This is a genomic window from Pseudoalteromonas sp. BZB3 (genome assembly GCF_040104455.1).
Lineage (GTDB): Bacteria > Pseudomonadota > Gammaproteobacteria > Enterobacterales > Alteromonadaceae > Pseudoalteromonas.
In genome coordinates, this window is the sequence record NZ_JBECOS010000016.1 from 114,714 (window position 1) to 133,681 (window position 18,968).

General features: G+C 40.4%; 16 protein-coding genes. 10 read left to right on the top strand and 6 right to left on the bottom strand.

Features of this window, described 5'->3' with window-relative positions:
• Positions 1-44: 44 nt before the first annotated feature.
• The gene (locus ABMY35_RS18145; RefSeq protein ID WP_349287491.1) at positions 45-1,970 is read left to right on the top strand and encodes an alpha/beta fold hydrolase; all 1,926 of its coding nucleotides are present in this window, start codon (positions 45-47) and stop codon (positions 1,968-1,970) included.
• A gap of 54 nt (positions 1,971-2,024) precedes the next feature.
• On the opposite strand, the gene ABMY35_RS18150 is transcribed toward ABMY35_RS18145, so the two are convergent.
• The gene (locus tag ABMY35_RS18150) at positions 2,025-2,414 is read right to left on the bottom strand and encodes an MmcQ/YjbR family DNA-binding protein (protein ID WP_349287492.1); all 390 of its coding nucleotides are present in this window, start codon (positions 2,412-2,414) and stop codon (positions 2,025-2,027) included.
• Positions 2,415-2,594: 180 nt separating this feature from the next.
• On the opposite strand from ABMY35_RS18150, the gene ABMY35_RS18155 reads away from it, so the two are divergent.
• The 3 genes from ABMY35_RS18155 (at position 2,595) to ABMY35_RS18165 (ending at position 8,121) form a co-directional block, all read left to right on the top strand.
• Positions 2,595-3,674, top strand: a complete 1,080-nt coding sequence (locus ABMY35_RS18155) for an efflux RND transporter periplasmic adaptor subunit (RefSeq protein WP_349287493.1) — start codon at positions 2,595-2,597, stop codon at positions 3,672-3,674.
• Positions 3,671-6,808, top strand: a complete 3,138-nt coding sequence (locus tag ABMY35_RS18160) for an efflux RND transporter permease subunit (RefSeq protein WP_349287494.1) — start codon at positions 3,671-3,673, stop codon at positions 6,806-6,808. Before ABMY35_RS18155 ends, ABMY35_RS18160 begins: the two co-directional genes overlap by 4 nt.
• Before the next feature lie 158 nt (positions 6,809-6,966).
• Positions 6,967-8,121: a DUF418 domain-containing protein gene (locus tag ABMY35_RS18165; RefSeq protein WP_349287495.1), complete on the top strand. Its 1,155-nt coding sequence runs from the start codon at positions 6,967-6,969 to the stop codon at positions 8,119-8,121.
• Between the two features lie 89 nt (positions 8,122-8,210).
• On the opposite strand, the gene ABMY35_RS18170 is transcribed toward ABMY35_RS18165, so the two are convergent.
• The gene (locus tag ABMY35_RS18170; protein ID WP_349287496.1) at positions 8,211-8,639 is read right to left on the bottom strand and encodes a GNAT family N-acetyltransferase; all 429 of its coding nucleotides are present in this window, start codon (positions 8,637-8,639) and stop codon (positions 8,211-8,213) included.
• A 6-nt stretch (positions 8,640-8,645) separates the two neighbouring features.
• On the bottom strand, positions 8,646-9,257 hold the full coding sequence (locus ABMY35_RS18175) for a LysE family translocator (RefSeq protein WP_349287497.1): 612 nt from the start codon (positions 9,255-9,257) through the stop codon (positions 8,646-8,648).
• A 99-nt stretch (positions 9,258-9,356) separates the two neighbouring features.
• On the opposite strand from ABMY35_RS18175, the gene ABMY35_RS18180 reads away from it, so the two are divergent.
• Positions 9,357-10,748 (top strand): PLP-dependent aminotransferase family protein, encoded by a 1,392-nt coding sequence (locus ABMY35_RS18180; RefSeq protein ID WP_349287498.1) that lies wholly within the window; start codon positions 9,357-9,359, stop codon positions 10,746-10,748.
• Between the two features lie 217 nt (positions 10,749-10,965).
• Here ABMY35_RS18180 and ABMY35_RS18185 read toward each other — a convergent pair whose 3' ends face one another.
• Together ABMY35_RS18185 and ABMY35_RS18190 are read right to left on the bottom strand one after the other, a co-directional pair.
• Positions 10,966-11,322, bottom strand: a complete 357-nt coding sequence (locus ABMY35_RS18185; protein ID WP_349287499.1) for a RidA family protein — start codon at positions 11,320-11,322, stop codon at positions 10,966-10,968.
• An 84-nt stretch (positions 11,323-11,406) separates the two neighbouring features.
• The gene (locus ABMY35_RS18190) at positions 11,407-12,480 is read right to left on the bottom strand and encodes a type 1 glutamine amidotransferase domain-containing protein (protein WP_349287500.1); all 1,074 of its coding nucleotides are present in this window, start codon (positions 12,478-12,480) and stop codon (positions 11,407-11,409) included.
• 146 nt (positions 12,481-12,626) lie between these two features.
• Here ABMY35_RS18190 and ABMY35_RS18195 point away from each other — a divergent pair, with 146 nt between their 5' ends.
• The 5 genes from ABMY35_RS18195 (at position 12,627) to ABMY35_RS18215 (ending at position 16,761) form a co-directional block, all read left to right on the top strand.
• Positions 12,627-13,313: a response regulator transcription factor gene (locus ABMY35_RS18195; RefSeq protein ID WP_349287501.1), complete on the top strand. Its 687-nt coding sequence runs from the start codon at positions 12,627-12,629 to the stop codon at positions 13,311-13,313.
• Positions 13,313-14,548: a HAMP domain-containing sensor histidine kinase gene (locus ABMY35_RS18200; RefSeq protein ID WP_349287502.1), complete on the top strand. Its 1,236-nt coding sequence runs from the start codon at positions 13,313-13,315 to the stop codon at positions 14,546-14,548. The genes ABMY35_RS18195 and ABMY35_RS18200 overlap by 1 nt, the downstream gene beginning before the upstream one ends.
• 85 nt (positions 14,549-14,633) lie before the next feature.
• The gene (locus ABMY35_RS18205; protein ID WP_349287503.1) at positions 14,634-15,551 is read left to right on the top strand and encodes a tetratricopeptide repeat protein; all 918 of its coding nucleotides are present in this window, start codon (positions 14,634-14,636) and stop codon (positions 15,549-15,551) included.
• A 107-nt stretch (positions 15,552-15,658) separates the two neighbouring features.
• The gene (locus tag ABMY35_RS18210) at positions 15,659-15,793 is read left to right on the top strand and encodes a hypothetical protein (RefSeq protein WP_349287504.1); all 135 of its coding nucleotides are present in this window, start codon (positions 15,659-15,661) and stop codon (positions 15,791-15,793) included.
• 692 nt (positions 15,794-16,485) lie between these two features.
• Complete coding sequence (locus ABMY35_RS18215; protein ID WP_349287505.1) at positions 16,486-16,761, top strand: ATP-binding protein; 276 nt, start codon at positions 16,486-16,488, stop codon at positions 16,759-16,761.
• A gap of 54 nt (positions 16,762-16,815) precedes the next feature.
• On the opposite strand, the gene ABMY35_RS18220 is transcribed toward ABMY35_RS18215, so the two are convergent.
• Complete coding sequence (locus tag ABMY35_RS18220) at positions 16,816-18,816, bottom strand: hypothetical protein (RefSeq protein WP_349287506.1); 2,001 nt, start codon at positions 18,814-18,816, stop codon at positions 16,816-16,818.
• Between the last annotated feature and the right edge of the window lie 152 nt (positions 18,817-18,968).

Consider the following 18,968-nt stretch of genomic DNA (forward strand, 5'->3'; position numbering starts at 1 on the left):
TTTTTGATGAATTCAATTAATAATAACAATGATTAGGGATGATTATGCTCAAGCATGCTTTATTTCTTACCTTGATAATAACGCTCTTTGGATCTTCAGCCTCCGCGCAAACCTCACTTAAAAGTACATTACCAATAGAAGCGCATGCCAGTTTAGCGAATGCTTCTCAGATGAACTTATCGCCAAATGGAAACAAAGTGGCTTTTGTACAAAATGGTAAAGGAACATTATTTCTAGTGGTTTTTGACTTAACAACGGGCAAAAAGCGCTTTATTACGAAAACTGACAACCTGTCAGTTACTCTGAATTGGTTTGATTGGCTCAATAATGATGTGTTATTGATGGGAATTTCCTCTACAGCGTCTGAAAGAGGAATACGATACAAAGTGTCAAGATTACTAAAGTTTGACTTAAGAACTGATGATGAGGCAAAAAATGTTATTCGCATAGGCCGTAAATCGCATAACTCGCAGTTCCAAGATAATGTCATCAGTATGTTATCTAACGATCCGGAGCATGTTTTATTATCTATTGATTTAGACACTCCAAATAAGCCAAGTGTATATAAATTAAATGTACTTACTGGAAAACGTAAACGTCTTGAAAGACCAAAAAAGCACATTGACGGTTGGATTGCTGATAGGCAAGGTAAAGTGCGTATTATGCGTCAAATTGACGATACGTTTGTTACCTATAGTTTGAAAGATTTAAAGACTAACAAATGGAAAAAGTTATTTGAGTATGAGGTATTTTCTGCCAATAAAGTTACTTTGTTAGGATTTGATAAAAACCCGAATATCTTATATTTCAAAGCCATTCATAAAGATAAAGACGCACTATTTAAAATGGATGTGACAGATCCAGAGCAAACACGTGAACTGGTTTATCATGACGAAAACTATGACGTTGATGGCTCATTGGTTTATTCAGAAGTAACGAATGAAGTCGTTGGCTTTTCGCATTCAGGTTTTGATGATCTAATTAAGTATTGGGACGAAGATCTTGATAAGCTTCAGCGCTCTATCAATAAGGCCATTCCAGACTCAACTAATGTGATAATAGATACAGATGTGACTGGGCAAGTTTATATTCTATACACCACTTCAAATGATCACCCAGGTGCGTATTTATTAGGTGACCGAAATAAAAGCTCACTAGAATATATCATTTCAAAGTACCCTTTAATTGAAGGAGAACTTTATAATGGCAAGAATAATGTTGAATATATCGCACGGGATAAAACAAAAATTGAAGGCTATTTAACGTTTCCTGCAGACTATCTGAAAGGCAAAGCTTACCCTGCCATTATATTGCCCCATGGAGGGCCAATGGCAAGAGACTATGCGGGCTTTGACTATTGGTCAGAATTTTTCTCACACCATGGTTACTTAGTTTTTCAGCCAAACTTTAGAGGCTCATCGGGTTATGGTTTTAGCTTTGAAAGTGCTGCAATCGGTGGTTGGGGTGAAGCAATGCAAGATGACCTGCAAGATGCTGCGAGCTGGTTAGTAGCGCAAGGCTATACAAAGAAAGATAAAATGTGTATTGCTGGTGGTAGTTATGGCGGTTATGCATCATTAATGGCTTTGGTAAAACATCCGGATACCTTTCAGTGTGCAGCAAGTTTTGCTGGGGTCGCAGATTTAAATTTTATCTATTATCAAGCTCGGAACTTCACGAATAAAGACATCGTTCGTAAGCAGATAGGCACTGACAGAGACCAATTAGAGCAGGTTTCTCCAATTAATTTTGCTGAAAAGTTTACCAAACCCGTTTTATTGATTCATGGTTCGAAGGATAGTGTTGTTTCTGTAAGACACAGTCGTGAGATGGCAGAAGAACTTGAAGATGCAAATAAAGATGTGAAATATATTGAGCTTGAAGATGGAAGTCACTACTTAGTTTATCAACCATACCGAGTAAAAACTTTACAAGAAATGTTAGTTTTCTTTAATAAACACCTAATGTAACCCTAAATATCTCGAAGAAAAACCAGTATTGCTTTGAGTCTGATACTGGTTTTTTTATTTTTTAAAGCTGAAGTAAATCGAAGTTTGTGCTTTCTTTGGCATTTTCTCCACCACTAACATAAACGAGTTATCTATCATGCGCTCTATTTCGCCTTGTGGAATAGAGCTATCGAGTATAATTGTGTTCCAAAGTCGTTTATTCATGTGATAACCGGGGATCACGGCATCGAAAATGTCCCTTAATATATGAGCTTCATCGGGGGCACACTTAAGATTCATCCACCAATGTGGATTTTCTTCAGCGCCTTTTCTCACCTTTCCTAGCGCCAATGTGGCGAACATTTTTCCTTTCACTTTATAAACATCGACTCCCTCACCAAAAGGTTGGCTAACAGTAGTCTCGGGCTTGGAGATCAAATATTCATGTGCTTGTAGGTGATCCATCGTCTAGTGTTAACCCTTTAATAATATTAAATCAAAACTCAGTTCGTTTAGACATTAATTTGACATAACTGGTTGTAAGTTAATAGCTTAACTTAATTATCAGAGTCTTATCGCAAAATAGCTGAGTATTGTATAAGAATGAATTACATTACTGCTAATAATTATCATTTGAGGTTTACTATGCGTTTTGTGCAGTTGTCGGTGCTTTGGTTTGTAACCATAGTGGCAGTCGGTTTTTATAGCGACTCAGTAAAAGCTGAGTCTGTTGAAGTAGATGTGGTTTATCCCGAGCGAGCAGTTGATGCTGGGTTAACATTAACGGGATCGATCAGTGCAGTACATAATGCACAATTAGCGAGTCAGCAATCGGGTGTTGTGGCTAATATTCTAGTTGAAGCGGGTGATGTGGTCACACAAGGTCAGCTGTTACTTTCTTTAGACGATACCTTAGTGCAGTTGCAATTTGAACAAGCCAGTTCAGAGCTGAATATAGCTCAGGTGGCATTACAAGAAGCGCAGCGTTTACATCAAGAATTAACAGCACTGTCAAAGCGTCAATTAGTCGCACAAACTTTATTGGCAGAGCGCAAAGCAAATATTACTAAAGCTGATGCAGAATTAAAAAATGCTGAGGCGAAGCTCGCACTTCAGCAAGAGCTTTTAAATCGTCACCATATTAAAGCGCCATTTGCAGGCGTGGTGACAGATCGTATGGTTGATGTAGGGGAGTGGATAGGTACTCAAAACCATGTATTTAATCTCATCTCAAGTGATAAGTTGCGTGTAGAGCTCGCTGTTCCTCAAAAGTATTATTCTCAATTATCACAAGCGATCCCGATTTATGCAAAGATCCAAAGTCAAAACAAAGCAGAAGGTATCATAAATAGTCAGGTTGAGCGCGTAGTTGCATCAGTCGATACTGTAAATCGGACATTCAAGGTATTTGTGTCATTACCAAAGCATAATACTTTTGTGGTGGGCAGCTCAGCACAAGTGACCATTCAATTACCAGCCATTGAAAATACGCAGGTTTGGTTACCTAAATCTGCGTTAAAGCGTCACCCTGATGGTGGCTATAGCATTTTTGCAGTGAATAACAATACAGCAGAGCGCGTATTTGTTGAGGTTGCGCAGCAGCAATCAGAGCGAGTAGCAGTCAAAGGGGCATCAGTCTCGCAGCAATACATCAAAGCAGGCGTTGAGTTACTGCAAAACGGTGTAAAAGTATCTGTGAAAAACAGTTCAGGTAACGCGTTATGATTGAAGGAGCTGTCAAACGCGGCGTTCTTGTCACCGTGATCGTATTAATCAGTTGTATTTTAGGCTTGGTTGGCGCGTTAAATATACCTGTGCAGATGATCCCTGATTTAGAAGTACGCACTATCACTGTGCAAACAGGGTGGGCGGGCGCAACGCCTCAAGATGTTGAAAAAGAGATATTAATTGAACAAGAGCGTTATTTAAGAAGTCTACCAAACTTAAAACGCATGGTGTCTTATGCGCGAATGGGCAGTGCTGAAATTGAACTAGAATTTCCGTTTGGCGTTGATGCCAATGATGCGCTTATTCGGGTAAATAATGCTTTAAGTCAGGTTCCCAATTACCCCGAAAATGTCGATCAGCCAAGATTATTTTCGAGTTCTTTCTCGGGCAATGCGTTTATGTACTTTGTACTTAAGCCACTGCCAGGGAACCCGCTCAATCTGGATGTCGATTTATTAAGAGATTTTGCAGAAGACTTTATTCGGCCGCGAATGGAAAGCGTGTCAGGTGTATCTGAAGTGAGAGTGGGTGGTGGTGCGCAAAGACAAATTCAAATAAAGGTTGATGCAGAGCAACTTGCGCATCGTGGAATTAGTCTTAGTGAATTACGAAATGCGATTAGAAATCGTAATCGAGATGCATCGGCAGGTGATATTGAAAGTGGTACCAGCCGATACTTATTGCGTGTTGTCGGGCGTTTTGAGCAGTTGACCGAACTTGAAAACTTGATAATTCGCAGTCATAACAATACTAATATTTATCTTAAAGATGTTGCAACAGTGACTTTAGATCACTTTGAAACTCGCAGTCTGTCTTACAATGTGGGTGAGCGTACATTGAGTCTGTCGGTACGCCGAGAAAGTGGTTCCAATGTTTTGGCGATTAAAGACGACATGTTGCCGATTGTTGAAGAATTAAATCAGCAGTTACTTAAACAAAACGGTTTGAGCTTGACGCTCATGAGTGATGACGTGCAGTATGTCCGAAGCTCCCTTGAGAACGTATGGTTTAACCTTATTCTCGGTGGCTTGCTGGCAACTTTAGTCATGTATTTCTTCTTACGTTCAGGACGCGCTACTTTAATCGGTGTGTTGGGTATTCCTATCTGTACCATCGCCGCGTTTTTAGCCTTAATGAGTTTTGGTCGCACCATCAATGTGATTTCTTTAGCAGGTGTGGCCTTTGCGATTGGTATGACGGTTGATAACACCATCGTAGTGCTTGAATCGATATTTCAAGCCAAAAAACAAGGTAAAGGCAAGCGCCAAGCCGCCATTAGCGGTGTGAAAGAAGTTTGGCCTGCTGTACTGGCTTCTACTGCGACAACCGTACTGGTATTTGCGCCAATCTTATTTGTACAACAAGAAGCTGGGCAGTTGTATTCAGATATTGCCATTGCGATTTGTGGGGCAATTATCGCATCTATGCTGGTGGCCATTTTTGTGGTCCCTGTCGCCTTGGCGCGTTTAGATAAGCAAGAGGTAGCTAGCGAAAGCGCGAAGCAAAGCAAGGCTTATGTTCAAGTTTGGCTGAAATGTGCGAAATTCTTTACTCAATCAAAACAGCGAGCGCGTATCGCCTCTGCGTCATTTATTGTGGTGATTTTAGGTGCTGCATATACCCTGATGCCAGCAGCCGAATATCTGCCTGAAGGGGAAGAGCCAAAAGCCTTCTCTATGATGATTGCCCCGCCTAATTACAACTTATCTGAAATGGAACGCATTGGCAGTGAACTAAGAACCTATTTTGCTGATTATGTAAAAGCGGATGGTGCCGCTTTTGCCAATGGTGAAACAGATATGCCACCACTTGCTTATTATTCGATGTCGGTATCTATTGGTCGTATTTGGTTTTTAAGTGCGCCAGTCGATCCTGCTCATATCAATAAGATGATGGATGCCATCACTACTAAGTTTAGAAGCTATGAAGGCATGCGTGCGTTCTCGGCGCGCGGTTCGATTATTTCTAGTAATGATGGTGGTACGCGTGCAGTTGCGGTAGACATCGCAGGCAATGACATTGAAGACTTGTATCGCGCTGCAGAAGCTGTCTATGAGCAAGCAAATCAAGTGTTTGATAAACCACAGATCAATTCTAACCCGGGCTCGTTAACCCTTGATCAACCTTTGATAGAGATCCAGCCTCGTTGGCATCGTTTGGCGGAGCTTGGGATCAGCAGTCGAGACTTCGGTTATGCCGTAGCAGCAATGAGTGATGGGGCGTTTGTTGATGAGTTTATTTTAAACGACGACAAAGTGGATATTTTCTTATTCAGTGGCGCAGGTGCTAAACAAACGCTAGAGCAGCTTGAAAGTATGCCTATTGTGACGCCACAAGATGAAGTCTTACCGCTGAATGCGCTGGCTGACTTGGTTGAAAGCAAAAATAGTAACTCAGTAAGACGCGTAGATGGTAACCGAACAGTGACGGTTTACATTATTCCACCAAGAGACGTAGCGTTAGAAGTAGCAGAAGAGAAAGTGCGCACCGAGCTACTGCCAACACTTTGGCAACAGGGCAAAATTGCCCAAGGCATTAAAGTGAGTATTAGCGGTGCAGCCGATCAGCTCGAAGCAACCAAAGCATCTTTATCGGGCAACTTTATGATCGCACTGGTGCTGAGCTATTTACTGTTAGTGGCTATTTTCACCCATTGGCGTTATCCGTTATTCATTCTAGCGACTGTGCCGCTAGGCATGGCGGGTGGTTTACTGGGTCTTGTGATGGTGAATGGCTTAAACTCAGGGCTTGCGAGTTTAGGTATGCAAACCTTCCATCAACCGTTTGATATGATCACCATGTTAGGCTTCTTAATCTTGTTGGGCACCGTAGTGAACAACCCGATTTTAATTGTTGACCAAACGCGTCGCTTTATTGTCGATAATGGCTTACCTGTGGTCGAAGCTGTTAGAAAAGCAGTCGAAAAGCGTATTAAGCCCATCTTAATGTCTACAGCGACCACTATCTTTGGCTTAGCGCCTCTCGTGCTGATCCCTGGGGAGGGCACAGAGCTGTATCGAGGTGTGGGTATCATAGTGCTAAGCGGTATTTTGGTTTCGACCCTACTTAGCATTAGCTTTTTACCAGCATTTTTAGTTGCCATTCTTGATAACAAGCGCAAAGATAAATAATAAAAAACATAACTGAGAAGTTAACAAAACGCCTGTGTAACAAAGACACAGGCGTTTTTGTTTCTTTAGTTATGACACTTCTTTACAACTTTGTCCTGCCGTTTTTGTGTTAAGTCGATATGATGGTGTTTTAAGTACTTCATCTATGAGGGATTACAATGCGGGTTCAATCTATTGACGTATTGAGGGGCATTGCCATATTGGGCATTTTGCTAATGAATATCTATTTTCATGGCATTATGAGTCTGGGCTATGTACCTTTTGACATCACACCTCAAACAGATATGTGGGTCGATACCTTCAATGCTATTTTTGCTGATGGGCGTTTTAGAACGCTGTTCTGTATCTTATTTGGCGCAGGCTTAGCCATTCAGATAAAAAGTTGTGAAAAGAAAGGATTTAATTCTCAAGACTTCTTAAAATCACGACTTAACTGGTTGATAGTTTTTGGCTTTATCCATGGTGTGTTTATTTTTGGTGGCGACATCCTTTTATTCTATGCTGTATGTGGCTTGGTCATACTGAAAAAGCTCACTCTACCAACACAAGAGCTTTTCAAAAAGGCGAGAAACTGGCTAATTATCGGCGCAGTATTAAGTACTGTGTTCACAATCTTGATCGTGCTGGCAGCGGACTTTATTCCAAATTCATTTCGTGGTTCTGAAGATTTTATGCAGGCATATAATGAGTGGGTTGGTAATTATGGTTTCCAAGTCATCTCACAAGCGTCAGTCGTTGCCATGATCATTTTTTCCGCACCATTTTGGGTGTTTTGGCAAGCAGCAGGTTTAATGCTACTCGGCGTATATTTCTACCGCATTGGTTTTTTTAAGCGAGGCTTAAACGCGAAACAGTTTAAGTTGACACTGATTTTGGCTGCCGTTTTAACTTCCTTAGACATTGTGACTCGTTTTATTTATTTGGGTGTTGGCAATCAAGCAAGTTCGTTGCTGGCAAGCATCTCTGCAATTTTTATGTCAATTCTATATATTCATGGTGTGATCTATTTACTTAAAAACAACCACCGTTGGATAGAAATCTTCAAAGCACCAGGACGCATGGCGTTTACGCTTTACATTATGCAATCTGTTGTTTTAGCGGTTCTACTTCGTTGGGTTTTCCCTGAGGTTCACTTAACAGCGTCGATGATTGATTACTTGGCAATGGCTGTGGGGATGATCCTTTTCCAGCTTGTTTTTGCCAATTGGTATCTTAGTCAATTCAAACAAGGTCCGCTTGAAGCCTTGTGGCGAAAAGCGTATTTAGCAAGTTTTGCAAAGAAGCAAGCTAAGTTACAGCCAGCAGAAAGTTAATTACATTAAATGGGCTGGCTTGGCAAAGACTGGCCCATTATTTTGTTTCATTTAAGCTTTGGTTAATACCAACCTTCAAAATAGATCTCTTAATTAAAAGGGTTGCAATAAATATCTGTTACATACTTCTCCATGGCAATTTCTGGGTTGGCTAATCCATTAAACCCGAATTGCTGATACAAACTATGGGCGTCTTTGGTGGCTAACGTAAAACGTCTTAACCCTTGCAATTCAGGGTGAGTCATCACAGCATCAATTAGCTTCTTACCTAACCCTTGGCCGCGATAGGGCTCAAGTACAAACACATCTAATAAATTGGCAAAGGTAGCGTGATCAGTGACTACACGGCAAAAAGCCAACAATTGTTTGCCATCGACTAGCGCAAAACACAAAGAATGATCTATCGCCCTTTTTAGCCGCGTTTCGTCTATGCCTTTACTCCAATAGCTACGCTCTGACAAAAAACTAAAGACTTCTTTAAATTGTAATGGGGTCAATTGGTGAGCTAATTGCATCATCGCCTCCTATGCTATAAAGATTAGGGGTAAACAACCAAGTAATAGAACCGCCATGATCAGGTTAAATCGCTTCAGACTCTGAGGTGATTGTAAGTACTTGCTGATGTATTTACCTGTCGTCACCCAAAATAATGCGCAGCAGATTCCAACAATATTAAAAATGATTAAGCCCATAATGGCAGAGTACCAATACAGGTCGCCAGGTAAGGTCAGTGCACTACATACTGAGATGATCATGGTGAGTGATTTTGGATTAACGATTTGAAATAGCGCCGCTTGTTTAATACTCATCGGCTCGGCAAGCAGCGAATCTTGCTTCTTTAGCGTGCTAGTGCGAGCAATTTTTACCGCAAGATAAACGATATATAGCGATGCCACTACTTGCAAAGTGGCATGAAGTACAGGCAGAGCTAAGAACAAACTTCCTAAGCCAAATAGCATAATGATATGGATTGCGGTCATGCCGACGCGAATACCAATGACATGATTAAGTGAGCGCTTAACACCAAAGTTAGCACCAGAATAAGTCAGTAAGATATTGTTAGGTCCCGGTGTAAAAGCGGCGGCGAAACAAAATAAAATAAGGGCTGGTATTAAAGTAAGCAACTCGGCACTCATGGTAAAACGCTCCTAAGTATTGTATTGATACAATTAATTGTTTTGTACTTACCTTATTAATTGTCATAATGCTTAAAAAGCAGCAATGATTTTATTGTTATGAATACAATTTGGAAGCCAGATCAAGATAGGTTTAATACACTTTCACAAGCTCACCCAAAATACCGCGCTTTGGCGCAGTTAATCGAACAGGCGATTGCTGAAGAAGCACTGGTCTTTGGTGAGAAATTACCGCCACAACGTCAGCTCGCTGACTTTCTATCGATCACCCATGGTACGGTGACACGGGCCTATGCTTTGTTAGAGCAAAGGGCGGTGGTGACTGCTCGACTTGGCGCAGGAACTTTTGTTGCGGTCAAAGAGCAAGTCAGTGAATTTGCCTCTGAAACAGATTTTGCTTCAAGCATGCAGCCCATGATGGGGCAGCAGCAAGTGTTGGCTAAAGCCATGCAATCTTTGGCCAATGAGCCAGTAGAGTTAGAGCAGCTAATGACTTATAAACTCAACGGTTTGCCACATCATCAACGCTTTTTTAAAAGTTGGTTGCAGCAAAAAGGACTTGAGTGTGAGCAACATGAGGTAGTTTTTTGCCAAGGCGCACAGCAAGGGATTTACGCAAGTTTAGCGTCTGTGTGTCAGCCCAATGATTTTGTGGTGCATGAAAGCATTTGTTATCCCGGCTTTTATCATGCCTGTGACGCGCTTAATTTGAATACCTTAGGTATTGCGGTACAAGAGGATGGCTTAGATCTAGAAGCACTTGAGCAGGCGTGTAAAACTCACTCGGTAAAAGCCATTTACATTACCCCAAACTGCCAAAACCCGACGAATGTGCGTTATAGCGATGAAAAATTAAAGCAACTGTTAGCACTGAGTCGCCGCTACAATTTTTTTATTCTGGAAGATGATGTGAATTACTGCTTGCCGGGTAAGTGGCGTTTACCGCTTTGGCAGCAAGCACCTGATAGAGTGTTTTATATTGCGAGCTTTTCTAAGTACTTTGCAGGCGGCTTGCGAGCCGGCTATGTGCTTGCGCCGGTACTTTGGCAGCAAACCTTATTAAAACAAATTCACAGCCAATGTTGGGCGGTGTCTATGATGAACTTCGAGCTTTTGATGCGATCGTTAAAAAGCAAAGAGTTTACTTATAACCAAGATAAACTGGCAGAAGAAATTCGCTATCGTATTGCTACGCTCAAAGCCATTTTCGAAAAACATCAAATGACCGCGGTATTTGCAGGGCTAAATGTATTTATTCCGTTAGCAAGTGAATTGAACATGCATGCTTTGGCGGGGCAATTAAAAGCCAACAAAGTCGAAGTGCGTACATTAGACGTGTTTGAAAATCCTAAACAGCCGCCTGATCACACTTTAAATGGTTTACGCTTTACCCTTGGTGGGCCAAGTAGTCGCGCTGAATTTGATTTGGGCGTCAAACGCGTTGATGACGTATTTGAACAGCTGAAACGCCCATCAAATATTGTGATTTAAGTGAATTAACCTGAGCTTTGGATAATAAATCTATCTCCAGCGGCTACTCTCAGCGCTCACAGCGTTGAATTTACTTACAATAGGCCAGCTATTGATGCGTAAATTCGCCTTGTTATCGCTAAAAGTCTCCGGCTGCAGACTTGAAAAAGTAGTTATCATTTCAATATCAATACTTTAGTAAATCTCTTAACCAAAGCTCATTTTAATGATTAACAGGTTAAGTGTTTTTAACCGCAGCAACCACTGATACTTCAACAAGTAACTCAGGGCGCGCCATCGCAGCTTCAACACATGCGCGAGCAGGAGCGTGGCCTTCAGGGACCCAAGCATCCCACACTTCATTCATCTCGGCGAAATATTGCATGTCTTTGATGTATACTGTAGCACTTAACATATGTTGGCGATCAGAGCCTGCTTCTAGAAGTAGGGCATCGACCTTGTCTAGCATGGTTTGCGTTTGCTCTTTAATACCTTGTGTGGCATCAGCACACACTTGGCCGCATAGATAAACTGTATTGTTGTGAACCACAATACGGCTCATACGTTGTTTTGTGTGTTTGCGCTCAATTGTCATGACAATTCTCTTTTATCGATTATTTTGATGCTGTAAGTGTACAAACTATTGCAGTAAAAAGCAGTCTATACGGCCAAAAAAAGGTTAAGTTAAGTTCTTCAACTGCTGTACGAAGACTAATAAGCTAACTCCTTCAATCACATCAAACTGCATAAATGCCATAAGAGAATGAATAAACACTAGATTTCGCATGTATGGTTGCTGTTTTTCTAGCAAGGATTTTGCAACGGCAAGGGCTTGCTCAGAGCCTTGCTGGTGATAAGTGTTTAAAATAGTGACGGCGTGTTCTTCCGCAGTGATCTCTCGCGCTTTTGGCGTGTAGCCTAACTGCTTAATCGTGGCTTCTGCCATGGCCCATACAGACCATGGATTTTGCCCTGTAATTAAGTTGCCGTCTATTTCAACATTATTGAGATACATTGTACCTTCGCTGAATTTAGCGCCTTGCTCTGTTAGTGTATCTTGTAGCAATTGACCAAAGACTTCAGGCGCATTAGGAATAAGCAATAATTCTTCATCGTTGGTAAAGGCAGTAATGGCTTTATTCGCAACGATATAGTCACCTTCTCTGTTTTTAGCGCCGATCAGAGCAGCAGGTCCATGGCAAACCGCGGCAATGGCCTTGTTATTATTATAAAAATGCTCAACAAGACGAGTGATATCTGGGTTATCAATAAAGTCGAACATGGTGCCTTTACCGCCGACAAAATACACGGCTTGATAGTCATCTGGGTTTACCTCACTGAGCTTAAAGGTGTGCTCAAGCTTTTTGCTTGCCGCTGCATCGTTTAAAAAGGCATAGTCGTATTGATTCATATCGTCGCCATCAAGCACTTGTGGTGGCTTGCCACCTTGTGGGCTGGCGATATCGACACTAAAACCATTGGCTTCAAACACATAATATGCTCGTGATAACTCAGTCAATTCATAGCCAACGGTTTTGCCTGTATTGCCTAGCTCACTGTGACTGGTAACCACCGTTAATATTTTGCCTCTGTGCTCAGGGATATTTTCTGTAATGTAAGGTAGATCTGCCTTTTGAGTGTTTTTGAAATCATGCTTAAAAGCGTCTCTGTCTATTAGGTTGTAAGCCCAGTACCCGGCTGTCACAAGAACTAAAACCACAGCCAATAAACTTAAAAGTATTTTCTTAACCATATCAATTGCTCCTTTAATAAGATGTAATGAGCTTATTGGCTTAGGTGTGAAAGCGATGTGAAAGTGAATTTCACATTACCTTCACGGTGTGGCATGGCATACTCGAGGTATCGTATTAGGTTGAAAAGAATAAGAATGGATAGGGTATGACATCTGCATTATCAATTTTAGTGGTCGAAGATGAAACTGATATTGCTGCCAACATAGGGGATTACTTGATGGCACAAGGTCATGAAGTTGATTTTGCTTATAGTGGCACGCAAGGGCTTGAATTGGCGATGAATAGCTATTTTGATGTCATCGTATTAGATGTCATGTTACCCGGCCTCGACGGCTTACAGGTTTGTCAGCAGTTGAGAACACAAAGTACCCGCCATATCCCCATTATTATGCTTACAGCACGCGACGCATTGGACGATAAACTAAGTGGTTTTAAACAGGGTGCTGACGATTATCTGACTAAACCCTTCGCGCTGGCAGAGCTTTTGGTGCGCATTGAAGCTTTATCAATGCGTCATCGGGTTGCGACAGATCATGTCCTCGAAATTGGCGAGTTGAAAATAAACCGCCAGACTCAAGCCGTTGAACGTGCGCAAAGTGTAATCCCCTTATCGAATTTACATTATCAAATCTTGCTGGCCATTGCAGAGTCTCACCCTAAACCTCTAAGTCGTAGCGACTTGATGACTAAGGTATGGGGGGCTGAGCCGCCAGAGTCAGACGCGCTTCGCTCACATATTTATCAAATTCGTAAGCAACTCGATAAGCCGTTTGCTTATGATATGTTGGCGACTTTACACGGTGTTGGATTTACTTTGAAGGTAGAAAGTTAATGTTTCGCACCATAAAAAGCCGTTTTGTTGCCTATTTTGGGTTATTTACCCTTATCAACTCAGGCCTGTTTGTCGGTATGAGTTTTATTTTTATGTTCACGGTAGAAGATGAATTTATCCACCGTGAAGTTATGGAGGAGCGGCATCGATTAGAGCAAAGTTACGAGGCAATAGGGCAGTACAGTTCACCCAGCAAAAGTTATTTTAGGGTTTATAACAACCAAGAAATATTGCCCGAAAAGATCCAGCGCTCTCTCGAACAGTATCCAAAAGAGAAAGAGATCTTTGGAGATAATGGCCTGCATTACCATATTGAGCGATTAAAGTTTGATGATGCGCTGTTGGTGTCAGAAGTGAGTCAGCTATTGGTTGTCAGAGGCTTTACGCAGCCAGCGCTTATTTTGTTAGGTATCTTAGCGGCAATCATGTTGCTGTTGAGTGCCTTATTGGCATACTTCTTCTCAAAACGCGCTTTAAAACCACTAACCGAGCTTAGCGAGTTACTGAATTCATGTGACCCAGAGCATCTTCCAAAAGGCTTTGCTGCACCATTTGCTAATAACGAACTTGGGGCGTTTGCTAATAGTTTAGAAAATGCCCTCAATGAAGTGTCTGAGTTTGTAGAGCGAGAGCTTCAGTTTACCCGAGATGCCAGTCATGAGCTGAGAACCCCGATCACCAGTATTTTAGGTGCATGCGAGCTGTTGCAGGCAGACAAGCAACTAACAACCCAACAGCGGGGCGTATTTATGCGTATTCACCATGCAGCCGAGAATATGCAAAAGACAGTAGAGAGCCTATTACTGGTTGCACGGGGCGAAACACAGCTCACTAAACAGCCGGTACTTGTTGAGCCGCTCATTGAGCAAAGTATTTTGAACTATGCTGAGCAAATCAGCGCAAAGCAACTCGAAATTGAGTGTGAGGTAGAGCCGGGTTCAACATTAAATACAGACCCGCAAAGCTTGCATATCATCATTGAAAACCTAGTGCAAAATGCGGTGCGTTATACCGAGCAAGGAAGTATAAAAATTCGTGCTCGAAATGCTGTTTTTGAAATAAAAGACAGTGGCTGTGGTTTTGATTTTCAACACGCAAGAAAACAAGGCGTAAGAGCTAAAAACAGTAGCGGCTTTGGTATAGGTTTGTCTTTGGTCGAGCGCTTATGTGGCGTAAATGGTTTGAATTTGAAGGTTGATTCATCGCCTGAGGGTAGCATGATTACTTTGCGATAAACTGGTTCACTTTAGTGATTTAGTACTATGCGAAACTATTGTTGATTAATATACAATAAAACCTGTTTAGTTAAAATATAGCAACATGTTTAAATTACTCTTGTTAACTTTAGTTATTTTGCTTTCAAGTAATTCTGTAGCGTCTGAAACCTATAATGATCACACTGATTTCTGTGTAGAACTAAGAGACATTAAGTGTTTAACCTTCATCGATAACGAGCTGCAAGCTTTACCGATACATTCTGTAAACTGGTATAAGCTGATGACTTTCAAGTTAGATTATTATTACGATAAGACTGAGTTCAAAAAATTAGAATCACTCATTCTTCAATTGCTTCAAATAGAAAACCAACCTGAAAGCTTTAAGATCCAACTGTACTATTTTTACTCTAAGACCCTAATGTACTTTCGTAGGCCTGAAGAAGCCAAGAAATATGCTAATTATGTCATACAAAATGTTGAGTCTCTCTACCATACTTTTGAAGACCCACTTCGTATGGTTGAAATTGCCAATATGGAGTATGTATTTGGAGATAAGCAAAAAGCATATAAGCTTTTGCTCGTTGCCGAAAACAAGTTTGGAGATAGAAATGATCCTGTCTTTCACCTCGAGCTTAATACGAATAAAGGGCATATTTTTTATCAATGGAAAAACTATCAACGCGCAGAGCGTTTTTACCGTAGAGCAGTAAATTGGATCAACAATACAGGCCATGATGATAAGTTAATGGTCGCATATTCTAATTTAGCCAGAGTTAACCAGTTTTTATTGAAATATGAAGAGGCTTTAACATATTACCAAAAAACTTATGCGCTATTGCAGCTTCAGCAGGACAATAATTTTATTTATGTAATTGCATTAAGGATTGCTGAAGTAAAGCTGCAAATGAAAGATATCGATGAGGCTATTGACTATTTTGAGCTCGTCGAGTTTGATGAGTTATCACCTCATTATCATGAAAGTTATATTTCTTTGTTGAAAGCATTAAATGTTGAGCAATAAAGGTATTTAAGATGAAAATAGCTCTTTTATCCTATGAGTTAAATTGGGCTGAATTAAGCAATAACTAGTTTATCTTTAGCGTTTGCTAAGTATATTTGGCTTCCCAGATGTCATTAATATTTATGCGAAAAAGAGTTGTGGCAGAGTATGTACTAGTAATTGGCGAGCTGATAATCAACCGTCATACCCAAGTCGTTGAACGTTGGCAAAGTGTGACCCCTTTATCGAAATTACATTATTAAATCTTACAGGCAATTGCAGAGTCTCACTCAAAACCTTTAAGTTGCAGCGACCTAATTACAAAGGTATTGTTTGCAGAGCAGCAAGAGTCAGGCGCGCTTGGCTCACATATTTAGTAAATTCGTAAGCAACTCGATAAACTGTTTGCTTTTGATATGTCGGCGACTTTACATGGTGTTGGTTTTACTTTGAGGGTAGAAAGTCGTTGAAGTTAGAAAGTTAACGTTTAGCACCACAAAAAGCTGTTTTGTTGCCTATTTGGGATTATTTACCTGAACAACCCAGGTCTGTTTGTCTTTTTGAGTTTTATTTTTATGTTCATGGTAGAAGATGAATTTATCCATCGCTAAGTTATGGAAGAGCGGCATAGATTAGAGCAAAGCTAAGAGGTATCGGGGCAATACAATTCACTAAGCAGGGGCAGTACGATTCACTAAGCAAAAGTTATTTTAGAGTTTATTAACATCATCAGGCACTACCCGAGAAGATCCACTACTCACTTGAGTAATATCCAAATAAGAAGGAAATTTTTGGTAACAATGGACAGCACTATCATATTGAGCGATTAGAGTTTAATGATGCTTTATTAGTGTCAGAAGTGATTATGCTATTGGTATTAGAGGCTTTATGCAGCAAGCGCTAAATTGGGTGTGATTTAGAGCCTAGCTTTACGTTAAATACAGACCCGCAAAGCTTGCAGATCATCATCGAAAATTTAGTGCAAAATGCGGAGCGTTATACTGAGCAAGGTGGGATAAAAATTCACGCCCGAAACGGTGTGTTTGAAATAAAAGACAGTGGTTGTGGCTTTGATTTTCAACACGCTAAGCAACAAGGTGTAAAAGCCAAAAACAGAAGCGGCTTTGGTATTGGTTTATCTTTGGTTGAGCGCTTATGTGGGGTGAATGGCTTGAGCTTAGCTGTTGACTCTTCCGTTAAGGGCAGTTGTATTATTTTAAAAAGGAGATAGTACCATTAAAAAAGCCGCGATTTACGCGGCTTAAATTCTAAATAAAAGAGTCAATTAGTCGATGTAAAGTTTCTTCTCAATTGTTTTGTATTCTCTTCCACCATTTGCGTCGATGAAATACTCGATCTCTACAGTTACGCTATTTTCGTTGGCAGGAGTATTATCTTCCATAGATGAGATGTAATTATAATTCGCATCATACATCTCTAAACAAGTTCTTGAGTAGGTGCCATTTTTCTGAGCGCTAGAACGGATTGGATATGAACCTGAAACATTCTCATTGTCTGCTAGTTTATAAAAATTTTGTGCCGAATGGCTGTTAGACCAAGAATTGTTAATCTCTGTTTCAACGCCATTTACAACCGCTTTCTTAGGAGTCACGTTGTAGAACCTAACGCCGAACTTAGATGGAACTAAGATACATACTTGACCGCGAACATCGCTGTTGCTACCAGCAGCTATATTTGCAGTATTTTTACTTATAATTAACTCACCCTCTTTACGGTAGTTTAAGTTATCAGCAACAAACGCATTGTCAGTGAATGCTTCGGTGTTTTCGATAGTTACCGTATTAGAGTAGTTAATTTCTTCTAACTCATCAGTCTTCTTGTTAACGATTTTTTCTATATTGAAGCGATAGCTATACCCTTCTTCTAATTTTGCATTTGGCTTTAAAGTTAATGCTGTGTCATTGAAGCTCAGAATGCTGCTTGACTCAACTTCAACATTCTTATATTCAAAGTAAGTTGTACCTGGCTCGATTGAATCATCCTCAGATGCATTTCCAGGAGTAGCGATTAGTGCATTTTCTTTTTCTACTGTGACTACCGTTTCTTCATTGATAGCAATAGGGGAATTAAAGAAGTAAGTGAATGCTTGCTCTTGATTTATCTCTTCATTTCTCGTTACAACTTGAAGAGAAAGATTCTGTTCTGTATTTTCCTCAAGTACAACGACAACGCTAAGTACATTGTTTTCAACAGCAATGTTATGGTCACGCCAGCTGTTTAAAGCGCCTTCAACTTGATAAGATTCTGTTTGCTCATTGTAGTTACGAACAGTTAGACTTCTTGACTTATACTGAGTGTCATTGATTCTGAACTCTGGTATATAAACTCTTAGTGAACCAAGATAGTTAGCATCAACAGAGTGAGTTTTTAATGTGTCATCATAGGTAAAGTCAGATGAACCAAAATCATTGTTTGTTGCAAAGACATGCTCAGGCTTTATCGCTTCACCATTTGCATTGATAAAATTAAGCACTAGCTCAAACTCTTCAGCCTTTTGCTTATCTAAATAAAACAATTGGTTATTTTCTAACTGATTGCTGTACCTAGCATCAAAAGAAGTTACGTCATTCGTGCCATCGTTATCTAGATCACGGTCTTGCTGTAAAAACAGGGTAATGCCTTTAGGCACCACTAGCTCATACATACCTGTTTCAGAATTGAGAGTTGCCTTTGAGAAGTTGTCTCCAGCAACTTGTTTAAGGGCACTTAAAGCGTTGCTATCTGCATCTAGATCAGCTTCTAGGTGCAGATCTGTAAAAGGTAAGTTGGTTTTTTCATCTAAAACAGTGAACTCAATAGTCTTTGGCAGACCTACTTCAAAAGCGACTAGATTTTGGACAAATTTATCTGTTTTATATGGTGTTCTGAAGAAAAAATGACGCTTAACAATCGCATTTGACGCACTGCTTACCTTTGCAATAAAGTCAGTGTTTGCTGGAAGTTCAGATACTTCAAACGAACCGTCTGCAGCTATAGAAACAGCATCGTGCCATTGGCCGTTGTGGTAAAAAGTAACAGATAAATCACTAGGAAGTGTATCTCCTTCAGTTGCAAGCTCTACTGAGCCTACGAGTGTGATAGCAGTTTTCCATGCTTCAGCTTGTTGTTTTGTGTAGTCTAGCTGGTTTTGTAAGATTTGATTTTGCTGCTCTAGCTGCTGTACTAGTGCATCATTATTGTTGTTATTGTTATCTTCAACTTCAAGACAACCAGACAGTGCGAAACATGCTGCGATACCTAACGCAACTTTAGAATAATTAAACATTGTTATTTTCCTTTTATTAACAATAGCCTCTGTATTTAGAGGGCGGCTATTTAAGCACTTTTTTGAAATAAAAACAGGAGTGTATTTACAATTGTTTACTTTTCTTATTGGCAATAAATGAAATTTTGGCTAGCAAATTAACTTTGGCTTAA